This window comes from Alkalibacillus haloalkaliphilus C5 (assembly GCF_000269905.1).
In the GTDB taxonomy this organism is placed as follows: Bacteria; Bacillota; Bacilli; order Bacillales; family Alkalibacillaceae; genus Alkalibacillus; species Alkalibacillus haloalkaliphilus_A.
The window spans coordinates 1-13,230 of sequence record NZ_AKIF01000080.1; the positions used below are offsets into that span (position 1 = coordinate 1).

The 13,230-nt window shown below is 38.1% G+C and carries 14 protein-coding genes; 13 read left to right on the top strand and 1 reads right to left on the bottom strand.

Going from position 1 to position 13,230, the window contains the following annotated elements; translation table 11 throughout:
• The 7 genes from A194_RS0109510 to A194_RS21015 form a co-directional block, all read left to right on the top strand.
• Positions 1-1,409, top strand: a 1,409-nt coding sequence (locus A194_RS0109510; protein ID WP_017186618.1) for an ATP-binding protein, incomplete at its 5' end; no start/stop codon positions are given.
• A gap of 6 nt (positions 1,410-1,415) precedes the next feature.
• On the top strand, positions 1,416-2,096 hold the full coding sequence (locus tag A194_RS0109515; RefSeq protein ID WP_017186619.1) for a response regulator: 681 nt from the start codon (positions 1,416-1,418) through the stop codon (positions 2,094-2,096).
• A 189-nt stretch (positions 2,097-2,285) separates the two neighbouring features.
• Positions 2,286-3,305: a tripartite tricarboxylate transporter substrate binding protein gene (locus tag A194_RS0109520; RefSeq protein WP_017186620.1), complete on the top strand. Its 1,020-nt coding sequence runs from the start codon at positions 2,286-2,288 to the stop codon at positions 3,303-3,305.
• A gap of 70 nt (positions 3,306-3,375) precedes the next feature.
• Positions 3,376-3,834 carry a tripartite tricarboxylate transporter TctB family protein gene (locus A194_RS0109525; RefSeq protein WP_017186621.1) on the top strand — a complete coding sequence of 153 codons (459 nt, stop codon included), beginning with the start codon at positions 3,376-3,378 and terminating at the stop codon, positions 3,832-3,834.
• Positions 3,835-3,846: 12 nt separating this feature from the next.
• A complete protein-coding gene (locus tag A194_RS0109530) occupies positions 3,847-5,340 on the top strand; it encodes a tripartite tricarboxylate transporter permease (protein ID WP_017186622.1) in 1,494 nt (497 codons plus the stop codon).
• A gap of 12 nt (positions 5,341-5,352) precedes the next feature.
• Positions 5,353-6,183: an anion permease gene (locus tag A194_RS21010; RefSeq protein ID WP_050980511.1), complete on the top strand. Its 831-nt coding sequence runs from the start codon at positions 5,353-5,355 to the stop codon at positions 6,181-6,183.
• Positions 6,126-6,749: a transporter permease gene (locus tag A194_RS21015; protein ID WP_050980512.1), complete on the top strand. Its 624-nt coding sequence runs from the start codon at positions 6,126-6,128 to the stop codon at positions 6,747-6,749. Before A194_RS21010 ends, A194_RS21015 begins: the two co-directional genes overlap by 58 nt.
• A 78-nt stretch (positions 6,750-6,827) precedes the next feature.
• Here the strand turns inward: A194_RS21015 and mscL are convergent, their stop codons facing one another.
• Positions 6,828-7,247: a large conductance mechanosensitive channel protein MscL gene (mscL, locus tag A194_RS0109540; protein WP_017186623.1), complete on the bottom strand. Its 420-nt coding sequence runs from the start codon at positions 7,245-7,247 to the stop codon at positions 6,828-6,830.
• Positions 7,248-7,687: 440 nt separating this feature from the next.
• On the opposite strand from mscL, the gene A194_RS20285 reads away from it, so the two are divergent.
• The 6 genes from A194_RS20285 (at position 7,688) to A194_RS0109575 (ending at position 13,113) form a co-directional block, all read left to right on the top strand.
• A complete protein-coding gene (locus A194_RS20285) occupies positions 7,688-7,864 on the top strand; it encodes a hypothetical protein (protein WP_017186625.1) in 177 nt (58 codons plus the stop codon).
• A gap of 214 nt (positions 7,865-8,078) precedes the next feature.
• The gene (locus tag A194_RS0109555) at positions 8,079-9,059 is read left to right on the top strand and encodes a sensor histidine kinase (protein WP_017186626.1); all 981 of its coding nucleotides are present in this window, start codon (positions 8,079-8,081) and stop codon (positions 9,057-9,059) included.
• A complete protein-coding gene (locus tag A194_RS0109560) occupies positions 9,037-9,672 on the top strand; it encodes a response regulator (protein WP_017186627.1) in 636 nt (211 codons plus the stop codon). The genes A194_RS0109555 and A194_RS0109560 overlap by 23 nt, the downstream gene beginning before the upstream one ends.
• 124 nt (positions 9,673-9,796) lie before the next feature.
• On the top strand, positions 9,797-10,729 hold the full coding sequence (locus A194_RS0109565) for an ABC transporter ATP-binding protein (protein WP_017186628.1): 933 nt from the start codon (positions 9,797-9,799) through the stop codon (positions 10,727-10,729).
• A 12-nt stretch (positions 10,730-10,741) separates the two neighbouring features.
• Positions 10,742-12,013, top strand: coding sequence for an ABC transporter permease (locus A194_RS0109570; protein ID WP_017186629.1), 1,272 nt, complete (start codon positions 10,742-10,744; stop codon positions 12,011-12,013).
• The gene (locus A194_RS0109575) at positions 12,010-13,113 is read left to right on the top strand and encodes an ABC transporter permease (protein WP_017186630.1); all 1,104 of its coding nucleotides are present in this window, start codon (positions 12,010-12,012) and stop codon (positions 13,111-13,113) included. The genes A194_RS0109570 and A194_RS0109575 overlap by 4 nt, the downstream gene beginning before the upstream one ends.
• Positions 13,114-13,230: the final 117 nt, after the last annotated feature.

Here is a 13,230-nt window from a genome sequence, read left to right on the forward strand (position 1 = left end):
TAATAGAAGCTTATGAGCTAGACAACCCATCAGAAATCATTCAACCGATTGCAGAAGATATTCGTCAAACGGTCGGAGCTGAATTTGTTGTAGTAGGAAATGAGAATAGTATTCGTTATTCTCACCCAAATGAAGATCGAATTGGACAAGAGATGGTCGGTGGAGATAATGACCCTGCTTTAATTCATGGAGAATACTACAAGTCTGAAGCGGTTGGTTCTCTTGGGCCTTCTTTACGAGGCAAAGCGCCTGTGTTTAACGACAACGATGAAATTATTGGAGTCGTGTCGGTTGGTTTTATGATTGAAGATATTCGTGGCATTATTTTTGAACGACTTCAAGTGTTGTTTATTAACTCATCGATCATTTTAGCGCTTGGTGTAATAGGTAGCGTATTTTTAACAAGAAGTATTCGAAGAGACATTCTTGGCCTGGAGCCACATGAAATTGTCACTTTATACCGCGAGCGAAAAGCTGTATTACGTTCTGTTAAAGAAGGAATCATTGCTATTGACCAAACAGGTAAAATTTCAATTATGAACCATTCAGCTCGCAAAATGTTAGGTCTAAGTGAAGATGTAAAAAATGAGCACGTTAATGATATATTACCGAGTACACGTATGGTTGAGGTATTGAACAACCGTGAACCTGAGTATGATGATGAAATGGTATTAAAAGATCGAGTTTATATTGTAAACCGTACTCCAATCATGGAAGGAAATGAAGTTGTAGGGGTTGTAGCAAGCTTCCGAGACAAGACTGAGATTCAAGACATGATTAATACGCTATCAGAAGTAAAAAGTTATTCAGAAGACTTGCGTGCCCAAACACATGAGTATACGAATAAATTGTATGTTATTTCAGGACTGTTACAGTTAGGCAATTATGATGAAGCGATTAATATGATTCAAGAGGAGTCGAAGCAACACCACCAACAGACGAAGACGTTGTTTTCAAATATAGAAGATCAGTCAGTCCAAGCAATTTTGCTCGGTAAGCTCGGCAAAGCTTCAGAGAAAAAAGTTGACCTAGTAATCGACCCCGGTAGTATGCTTTCGCCATTGCCTGAACATATAAGCACGTCGAAACTCGTTACGATCTTAGGGAACTTGTTAGACAATGCTTTTGAAGCAGTGAAAGATCATAATTATTCACAAGTGACATTTTCAGTGACTGATTATGGTCACGATGTCATTTTTGAAGTAAGTGATGAAGGCAGTGGGATCCCAGAAGATGTGCAGCAGAAAATCTTTCAAAAAGGTTATTCGACTAAAGGAAAAGACGATCGAGGATACGGCTTATCGATTGTGGCCGAAGTCGTAAAAGAGTTAGATGGAACAATAGAGTTATCAAGTGAACAAGCTAAAGGGACTATATTTACAGTTTATTTACCTAAAGAAAGAAGGTGACTTTTTATGACATTGAAAGTAGCCATTACAGAAGACGACTACCGCGTTGCTTCTATTCATGAAGGTTTTTTAAATAAAGTTGACCATTGTGAAGTTGTCTTTAAGTCGCTAACGGCTGAAGACACATTAAATCAGTTAAATCAACATGAAGTAGATTTAATATTATTAGACATTTATATGCCTGATCAATTAGGGGTTGATTTAATTGAAGATATAAAAGCTATCCAACCTCAAATAGGCATTATTATGATCAGTGCTGGAACTGAACGAGAAATTGTCGAGCAAGCACTGCATAAAGGGGTCTTCGACTATATTATTAAACCCGTTACGCTCGATCGTTTCACAGAAGCTGTTGAGAAGTTCAGACAGTTTCGAGAAGATTTAATGAATCGAGAAGAAGTTGATCAACAGTTTCTGGATGCATATTTCGGACGTGATACAAAAACTAAGGATGAACCTTTGCCACAAGATACACCAAAAGGAATCGATCCGTTAACTTTGAAAAAGATAAAAGAAATATTGCAAAAAGAAGTTGGTGTAACCGCCGAAGAAATGGGTGTCCAAATGGGAGCATCGCGTACGACAGCGCGCCGTTATTTAGAGTACCTCATTTCTGAAGGCGAATGCCAAGCAGAATTAGAATATGGAATCGTCGGTAGACCAGAACGGCGATACTACCAAAGCTAAGGTGAACTTAATCCCTTAGCTTTTTTTATTTGCTTAACCTTCTGTGAACAAAATGAACAAAAAGTTAAAAATGTAACTAATGTTGCTTATTTTGAAAACGGTTACATTTTAGGAATTTCGAATTATCATAGGAATTACTTAAAAAGTTGTGACATTTTTATTAATAAATTTTGAACAGGGGGAAGCAAAATGAAAAAACTATTAGCAGGTTCGATCTTTGCTTTTATGTTATTAATATTAGCTGCATGTGGTGGCGACGACCAAGCAGCCGACGAAGGAAACAACGGTGAACCACAAGACTGGGAACCGGAAGAGTCAATTGAATTAGTAGCGCCAGCGGGTGCTGGTGGTGGCTGGGATACGACAGCTCGTATGACAGCTCAAACATTAACTGAAGAAGGAATCATTGACCAAGACATTGGTGTTGTAAACAAACCTGGAGCTGGTGGTGCAGTAGGTTGGGCACACATTGCAAATCAAGGTGACAGCCCATACGACTTATTCGTATCATCATCACCATTATTATTAGTACCTTTAAATGGTCAATCAGACTATAATTTTGAAGACTTTACACCAATTGCAAATGTTATTGCAGACTACGCATCTTTCGCAGTACGTGACGATGCTGAGTGGGAAGACTTAAATGATTTATTTGACGATATGAAAGAAGATCCATCTGAAATTACAGTCGTTGGTACTTCAGCGCCTGGGAGCATGGACCACATTCAGTTCATCCGCTTTGCTCGTGAAGCTGGTGTAGATATTTCACAAATTAGCTACGTGTCTGATCCAGATGCTGGTGGGGTTACGCAACTATTAAACGGTAGTGCAGACGTATTCTCAACAGGTGTTGGACAAATCGTTGAACAGATCCGTTCTGAAGATATTCGTGCTTTAGCCGTAACTTCTGAAGAGCGTCTAGAAGGCGAGATTTTATCAGAAATTCCAACAGCAAAAGAACAAGGCATTGATGAAACATTCGTTAACTGGAGAGGAATCTTCGGTCCTGGAGACATGGATGACGCTGCAGTTGAGTATTACGAAGAGAAATTAAAAGAAATGAGCGAGACTGAAGCTTTCGCAGATGTACGTGACAACTACGGTTGGGATGAAATGTTCATGGGTAGCGAAGAGTATCAAGAGTTCCTTGAACAAGAAAATGAAGTATTCAAAGAAATCTTAGATGAACTAGAACTATCAGCTGAATAAATCTATTGCGGAAGTCAACGGATGTTCCCGTTGGCTTCCCGTTATTTCATAGAAAGGTAGGTGCCTAACAGTGTTAAACAATGTGAATCGTAAAATCGGTTTAGCTTTATTTCTAATATCAATTGGATACTTGTTTATGAGTTACCAACTGCCGACTTACCCTTATATACCTGTAGACGCCGATGCCATCCCAATAACGCTAGGCTGGATTTTACTCGTCTTATCTGTTGCATTATTTTTCAGTGAAGACAAAGATACAGAAGAACAGAAAGCAAAACGTCATATTCCGAAAAAAGATGTGAAAGCTATATCAGGCGTGTTTGTCTTGGCGCTAATCTTCATTACATTACTAGAGATTGTTGGTTTTCTCATTATGACGGCACTCTTTATTTTTAGTTCTTCAAAGTTTTTAGGTTACGAAAACAATTTAGTTAATGCGGTTGTGTCAGTTTGTTTCCCACTAATTTTATATAGTATTTTCGTATTCTTATTAAATATTAATCTACCACAAGGTGTCATGCCATTTTAAAGGAGGGAGATCATGGGAGCGATTGAAGGAATTATAACAGGTTTTGAAGTTGCCTTAAGTCTTGAAGGTATTTTATTCGTACTACTTGGTGTATTTGTCGGTACTTTTATCGGTATGTTACCAGGATTAGGGCCAATTAGTGCGATTGCCATTATGATCCCCATCACTTATGGCATGAATCCGACACTTGCACTTGTTATGATGGCCGGTGTTTATTACGGTGCGGTGTTTGGTGGTTCAACGTCATCTATTTTATTAAATGCCCCTGGTATCTCTGGAACAGTGGCGTCATCATTTGATGGGTATCCAATGGCACAAAACGGCCAAGCTGGTAAAGCATTAGCTATTGCCGCAATATCATCATTTATCGGCGGTACAATCAGTGTTATTTTACTAATGGCTTTTGCACCGATGTTATCAAGTGTTGCGATTTCATTCGGGCCACCAGCCTATTTTGCTTTAATGTTACTAGGTCTTACCGCAATTGCTAGTCTTTCAGAAGGATCGACGGTTAAAGCACTAATATCTGCCGTAATCGGCTTTATGGTCGCAACAATCGGGATTGACCCACAGACAGGGACAGCCCGTTACACATTCGGAAGCACTAATCTATTAGACGGAATTGATTTCTTAATTATCGCATTAGGTTTATTTGCGATTGCTGAAGTCGGTTATTTAATTATTAACCGTCATAAGAAATCAATGACAGACGCAAAGCAGCTAGGTAGCTTAAAGCTATCGAAGCAAGATATGAAAGAAATTGCTGGTCCATCAGGTCGTCAGTCAATCTTAGGTTTCGTGCTCGGTATTTTACCAGGTGCTGGTGCAACGATTGCATCTTTTATTAGCTATATTTCAGAAAAAAGATTGTCTAAAAATCCTGAGAAATTCGGTAAAGGTGCAGTAAAAGGACTTGCAGCACCAGAAGCGTCGAACAACGCAGCAACTAGCGGTTCATTCGTGCCGTTATTAAGCTTAGGTATTCCAGGTTCAGGTACGACAGCCGTTATGTTAGGTGCTTTCTTAGTGCTCGGTGTTCAACCGGGTCCTATGTTAATGGGTGACAACCCAGATATTTTCTGGGGGATTATTGCTAGTATGTATATCGGTAATGTTTTTCTATTAATTTTAAACTTACCGCTAATCCCGTACATTGCTAGAGTATTAACAGTGCCTAGACCATTATTAATTTCTCTAGTAATCGTGTTCAGCTTAATCGGTGTGTATGCGATTAGCTTCAGTACGTTTGATTTATATCTATTACTAGCATTTGGTGTGATTGGTTTCTTAATGAGAATGTTTGCATTCCCAGCACCTCCGTTTATTTTAGCGTTTATTCTAGGCGGTATGATGGAACAATCATTTAGACAGGCAATGACGAGTTCAAATGGCGATATTTCAATCTTCTTTACGAACAACATCTCATTAGTGTTGATCATTTTATCTGTCTTATCATTTACATTCCCGATCATTAAATCAATGCGTCAAAAGAAACAAGAAGCATAGAAGGTTGTTCATATGCTACAAATAATAAAATCTAGTCGTGCTGTATTGCTTGTTTGGGCCGTTATTTTAGGGACATTTTTTATAGGGAAAGCAACGTTTTTAACGCCTTTCTTGCCTGAACAGCAATACACATTGCTAGTTCTTGTCATCGCCATTTATTTATGGACGTTATCGACTATGCCACAAGGTGCATCGAGCATTTTAGTCTTGGCACTATTAATTGGACTCGGTGTTGTCGATGAACCAGATCAAGCCTTTCAAGGTTTTTTAACGACCGGTTTATACTTTATTGTTCTTTTATCTTTAATTAGCCAAGTTCTTGTTATTGTTGGTTTTGACCAAGTCATTGCGCGTATGTTTCAAAAATTTAGTGAAGGCCGTGTGAGCCGATTGGTCGTCAGTTTACCAATTATGATGGTTTTACTTCCGATCATTCTGCCGTCAGCTGTTGCGCGCTATAAAATATTAGAACCTTTAATTAAACGGATGAACGATTTGAACGGCTTTTCAAACGGAAGTGTCTTTAACAAGTTCGGTTTATTTGTTATTAGTTTCTTGAATCAAAAAGGGACGTTCATCGTTTTTACCGGTGGTGGCTTTGCTGTTATCGCTTATCAGTTAATGGTAGAGTATAACGTTGCGCAAATTCAGTGGTTAGAGTGGATGAGGTTAATGGCTCCGCCGCTATTCGTCATTACATTATTTTCATCTGTTTTCGTCTGGTTTTATTTTAAATGGAAAACAGGTGAAGAGAGTAATGCTCAAATGGAAGTGCAAATCATCACTTGGGGGAAAAGCAAGCTGAGCATCCGAAGTTTTGGTATGTTGTTTTTGCTTTCCTGACGATGGTTGTTGCCTGGATTGCAACCGATCCAACAGTTGTTCCAATTATTTTACCGCCGATGTTGATGGTTGCCTTTTTAGCGATCCCGTCAATCGGTTTAGTGAACAACCAACTGATTAGAAACTTTGATTGGGAGACGTTCTTACTATTAGGAACCTCGTTCTCATTAGGGTTTATTATGGCTGAAAATGGGACGGCTGAAATGATTGCAACAGCACTAATCCAGTTCGTACCAGATGGAGCAAGCACTTGGATGAAAGTGATTTTTATTATTTTATTTATCGGAATTATGCGCTGGATGTTCACAAACTCAACATCAGCGATCGTCGTTATCTTCCCAATTATGATGTCATATGCAAGCCTTATTGACCTCTCCCCTGTAGCTTTAGCCTTGTTAATTATGACCGTAATTGGAGGGACGATCTTAATTCCAATTCACGCTCCGACGACTTATTACGCTAGCCTAGCAGGTGTTTATACGAAAGGTGAACAGTTTGTCGTTGGGATTATTTCTAGTTCAGTTGCCACAGTTGTCGCTTTGTTGGCGGTGTTTTTATACTGGTAGTGCCATGTGAAGTTCTAAAGAAAATAAGTTAAATTCAAGGGTATAACAGTTTGTGTTATACCCTCTCTTTTTTCATAATTATCTAATTCGAACTTTAACTTTCCTTTCTTGATTGTCCTTTTCTGTTATTTTCTCTTCTTTTAAAAGGTCTCTAATCTCAGTTAAAACTTCTTGGTTAGGGTGAGGTGGTTCTTTTAATGAGACACTCTCATCACCTCTTATGTAATTAAACAGCTTAATAAAGAGGTAAATCGAAAAGGAGATCACTAAGAAATCAACCATTGTTTGGAAAAATGAGCCGTACCTGATGATTACGCCATTTATATTCAACACAAGAAATTTAAAGCTCGTCCCACCAGCTAAAACCCCAAGAATAGGCATGAGAATATCGTTGACGAGTGAATCGACAATTTTGCTAAAAGCTGTCCCGATCACAACTGCAATGGCTAGTTCAAAAACATTTCCTCGCAACGCAAACTGTTTAAACTCTTTCCACATACAATCCATCCTTGTTTAATGCTTTTACTCAATCTTATTCAATGTAGGAACTAAGATATTCAAGATTCACCTAATTTTAACTAGTCACGGCATAGACCATCTAATACAGGCATATCTATGTATTGGGGGGTCTTTATGAATAAATTGGTTGCTGGTTCTATAATTATTGCGGTTTTAATTTGTGTAGTGACGATTTTTGTGAGTATGGCGCAGTATGGGTGGTAGCTTAGGTGGCACTTCTCGTTAAGAAGCTCATAGAATAGCCCAAGAAGCTCATAGGCGACATTTTTCGACAAACACAAATAAAAATAACGACTAAACATCACAATTTTATTTGTGGTGTTTTATTTTTTGTTATGATTTAGTAAAAGGCTAACAATAAAGTGTGAGAAGTTTTCCTAAGTAGGTGTGTAATCTGAACTTATTCAGGAGGGAAACAGATGTTTATTATCAATGAAATTGTGATTATTGTCATTTTACTTGGTTTTGCAGCTTTAGTGACCTATGTGCTAAAAGATGTCATCAAAAGTGAGAAAAAAGGTTATTCCTATTTTCTAATCGTCCTTGTTATTTTAATATTTGTTATGATTGGCGTCGTGTTGATGGAATTAGTGTGAAAAAGAATTAGTTTGCTCTAGAGTGGGGGAGTATCGTGAAAGGCTTTTGGTATTGGATCGTTTTACATTTACTGATTTGGAGTGGATTAGTTTATCCACTGTTTATGGATTTGAATGATCATGTATGGCGGTTGCTTGGTGTAGCCGTGTACTTTGCTTTATTTTTTGTCATACCACTATTTTATAAAAGGCCAGTTTATTTAAGTATAATCTTTTGTTTGAAAATAGTTACGTTAACTTTGACTTTTTTTCCGATTGGATCGATAGACTACACCTGTTAGTTTGGCTTGCTCTTACGTTACTACTAGCTGAAGCATCTGAAAAGTTATCGGTCATCCCACTTACTGTTGTCATGTCGTTTAGTTTATTGTCAGTCAGTACATTCATTTTATTTGGTGGTGCATCCTCACCCATAATCCTGTTTGTTGTATTGTATATGGTCGTTATGATATCTGGAATCATTTATTATAATATTAGACATCATCAGTATGAGGATCTGTCGGCTCAATATGAGGAGTTGTATGGCGAGTATCGCAGTCTAAGAAGGCGAATTACTGATCATGAAGAGACAGTACGTCAAGAAGAAAGACATATGATTGGTCAAGAGATTCATGATTCTGTTGGGCATAAGCTTACGTCTATCATTATGCAAACTGAAGCGCTTCGCTTAACTTCTGGAACTGAAGAAATACAACAGATTGAGCAGCTTAAGACACTAGCAAATGAAAGTTTGGACGAAACACGAAAAGCTGTGAAAACTTTTAAACAAAAGGAAATCGGTGGGCTGCAAGGTGTCATGCGATTAATTCGAAAGCTTGAGATGGAAAGTTTTCTTCAAATACATTTTTCCGTAAAACATGGGGCGTTTGCTGCTCCTTTAACTGGTGAGCAATCGTTTGTCATTTACCGATGTGTACAAGAAGGACTAACTAATATTATGAAACATAGTCAGGCAAGAGAAGCTCAAATTACGTTCGATTCACCAGGTGGAAGTATTTTTCGCTTTGAAATAGTTAATCCGATTCACTCTAACCAACCTTTTAAAATGGGTTATGGCCTAACATCAATGCAGGAGCGATTAGAAAAAGTGGGTGGTGGCGTCGAAGCTCAAAAAGGCGACCAACAATTTGTTTTACGAGCTTGGATCAGACTGAATGAACGGGGGGAACTGAATGATAAACATCCTGTTGGCTGAAGATCAAACGATGGTTCGGCAAGGTTTAAAAGTTATGGTTGAATCTGACCCGGAGATCCGTGTGACGGGTGAAGCTAATAATGGTAAAGAGGCGATTGAATTGTGTGAGAAGCAACTGTTTGATATTGCCGTTTTAGACATCCGTATGCCTGAAATGGATGGGATTGAAACAGCAAGAGTAATTCGCTCGAGATGGCCTACGATAAAAATTCTCATGCTAACGACATTTGATGATGACCATTATGTCATGGAATCGTTAAAGCTTGGTGTGAATGGCTATATGCTTAAAAATGGTGATACAGATTCTTTGATTCGCTCGATTAAAAGTGCCTTATCAGGTGGCTTAACGATTGAGGATCAAGTCGCAGCGAAAGTTGTCCCAACTCTTGTTAACGACCAATCTAAGCCTGAAAAAGTTGATGAGCAGATCACCCCTCGTGAACGTGCTATTTTAAAATGTATCGGTGAAGGGCTAAGCAATCGGGAAATAGCTGATCAATTAGGATTATCAGTCGGGACGGTGAAAAACAACACGAGCATCATTTTAGACAAACTCGATTTACGAGACCGAACCCAACTTGCCATTTATGCAATTAGACATAACCTTGTTTAAAAAATAAAATGACTGAAGTCACGGTTTAATATCATTTAATGACTAGAGTCAGTATTGGCTCTAGTTTTTTTCGTTTAAGATAAAACTAAGAATTAATGAAAGACGTAAAGAAAGGGGTAATTCCATGTTAGAAACTGTTCAGTTAACGAAGGCATTTAAAGGGAAAACCGTCGTTGATGAAGTTGATTTATATTTAGATCAAGGGGAATCGGTCGGTTTACTTGGACCGAATGGAGCAGGTAAGTCTACAACAATTTCGATGATTTCATCATTGTTAAAACCTACATCTGGGGATGTGAAATTAAACCAAAAGAGTACGATTAAAAATCCAGTCGATTTACGAAAAGTCCTTGGCGTTGTGCCACAAGAAATTGCATTATATGAAGAGCTGTCCGCTTATGAAAACTTAAAGTTTTTTGGCCGCATATATCGTGTACCTAAAAGTGAACTAGAATCACGAATACAGGATACGCTTGAAATCGTTGGCCTTAAAGAAAGGCAAAAAGATCTAATCAAAACATTCTCAGGCGGAATGAAGAGGCGTGTTAATATTGCAACGGCTTTATTGCATAACCCCAAAATCCTCATTTTAGATGAGCCGACTGTCGGGATCGACCCACAATCGAGAAATTACATTTTAGAAATGGTTCGTCAGCTAAATGAACAAAAAGGTACAACAGTTCTTTACACGAGTCACTATATGGAAGAAGTAGAGCAGTTATGTAATCGTGTTTACATTATGGACCATGGTAAAGTCATTGCCAAAGGTACAAAATCAGAACTGTTAAGCATTCTTTCTAATGAAGATACAATTAGTGTTCAGCCCAATAGAATAGATGAAGAATTTCTTGCAGCTGTTAAAAAAATTGAAGGTGTAAGAAAAGTTGAAGTATCTGGTGAAGAAATTAACATCATAGCGAAAAAGGTAAGTAACATTGTGAGTGAGTTAGTGAATGTTGGTGAACGTCACCAAGTTCAAATCTTGAATTTTCAAATGGAAAACCCTAGTTTAGAAAATGTATTCCTTCATCTAACTGGCAGAACTTTGAGGGACTAGGAGGTGGTATGAATGTGGACGTTTCTTATAAAAGATTTACTGTTGTTTTGGCGTGATCGAAAAGAAGTAGCAATCATTATCTTATTACCACTTGCCTTAGTCGTTATTTTGAGCCTTGTTATGCCAGGAATGTTTGGTGAGGGAAGTGAAGAAGAATACGATTTAGACTTAGCGTTAGTTAAAGAAGATGACCAAGAAAGAAGTTTAGAACTGTTTGAAGATCATTTGAGACAAACTTCTGACCTTTCAAATAATGAAATAGAAGAGTTACTAATAGGTGTTCGAGCTCATTTACCTGTTGAAGGGTTAATTGAGTATTTGAATAGTCCAGAATTAGCAGAATGGGTCTCAGTAGAAGCAATGGAGAAAGAGACGGCACAGGCAGAAGTTGAACAAGGTAATCTCGATGGAGCCTTGATTATTCCTGAAGATTATTCTTTTCAATTATTAGCTGACATGTATTTAAATGAGCCAACGGAACAAGCATTAAGCTTTCAAGCTGATGATCAGACGATGGAAGTTGAAATATTATCAAATGTCATACAAAGTTATTTAGATCATATGAATTTGCACCACGCTATTTCAAGTGCTGGTGGTGAGGTAGAAGTTCCCAGCGAGGCATTACCTCAAGGTCAAGTTGAAAATGTAGAAGGCCAACAATCATTTAGTATGGATCAATACTTTACCATATCTATGGGAGCGTTGTTCGTCTTATTTTTAGCTGCCACAGTTGCCACTCGAACGGGTATAGAGAAGCGTGAAAATACATTTAAACGAATTGTTTTAACCAATTCACCACCGCTCTATTACTTGTTTGGTAAAACGATGGGAACATTTATTTTAGCATGGTGCCAAATGATGCTTATTCTAATAGGTTCGCATTTAATTTTAGGTGTTTTTTCTGATCATGACATTACAGTTTGGGTTGGGCTTATTTTAATGGCTACTATGTACGCTTTAGCTATTGCTGCAATTTCCGCTGTTATGACTTCAGTTATGCTCCGGTTGAAAAATTCAGAAACTGGAGATGGGATCTTTATGATGGTGATTATGGTCTTTGGTGTTATTGGTGGTAATTTTGTACCGATTTACTTACTACCGAATTGGCTTCAACAAATTGGAGAAATGACACCGAATGGATTGGTATTAGCAACGTTGATCGAGTGGATTCAGTATGAAGACTTTTCGATTTTAGTTATGCCAACCGTCATTCTAATGATCATTGTTATTGTTTCATTATTTATAGGAGTTAAGCTGTACCCGAAAAGAGGTGATGTCTCATGATGCCTGTCTTTTTAGCACAGCTAGCAAAAGATCGTCGAAACCCTGCTTTAATCATTTTGTTTATCGTAGGAAGTGTCTTGGCAACGGTTTTATTTACAGGAGGGACACAAGCTCCGGTTACGGTTGAAATCTTTAGTGAAGAGGAACAAGCTGAAGAGGTCGAAGCAAAGTGGGAAGAGTTATTGAATCAGGAAGGCGATATGGAGTTTGTTGTGACAGATGTAGACGAAGCTAGAGACAATGTTCGTCAAGGGCGTTCGGACTTAGCAATTAAGTTGTTTGAAGATGATTATGAAATGGTAACTTCTTCTAACCTCCCGACAATACAATATGTCGATCAACATGTGAGGACCGTTTTTGAAAGAGAAGCACGCATTCAAGTAGCTACTGAAGAAGTAAGTGATCCAGAAGAGATGCGTCAAGAAATTAATTCGCAATTGGAAGACCCATTATTCGCAATGGAAGTAGAGTCTACGACAGGTGAAGAATTATCAGCCCATGACATGGGGATTCAATTAATGTATGCATTTACATTACTTGTTGCCATGTTTATTATCGGCTTTCGGGTAAATAATGTATCAAAGGATAAAGTTGACCGTATTTGGGACAGAGTCATTCTTTCACCAGTAGGAAAAACGAGTATGTATTCTGGATATATTGCTTACGCATTTTTTATAGGTTTTGTTCAGACTGTCATTGTCTTAATGGTTTTCAACTATGTTCTGCAATATGATCTTGGTGAACGGTTTGATTTACTCGTGATCGTTGTTGCGGTATTTACATTTAGTATGGTAAGTATTGCGATATTATTTACAGGAATCGTGAAAGGGCCTGAGCAGTTTTATGCTCTTTACCCGTCGGTCATACCACTAATTCCGTTAATTAGTGGAGCTTATATGATGCCTGGAACGATTACTCATCCTGTTATGACCTTTATTGGTGACCTGTTTCCTGTATCCCACGCCATAGAGGCCATGATTGGTATTACGCTGTATGATGCTACGTGGCAAGATATTACGCAGCCGATTATTATCATGATCTTAATTGGTGTCGTCTCTATGGGAATTGGCATTAACTTAGTTGAACGTCGAAGAGGATAAGTATTTCTAGTGCATGAGTAATTTATTAGTATACCCAAATTTAGTAGGTATAAGGTCTACTGTTTGGGTATACTTTTGCTTTTTAAAGAGTCTAAATGTTAACTTATAGAATATAAT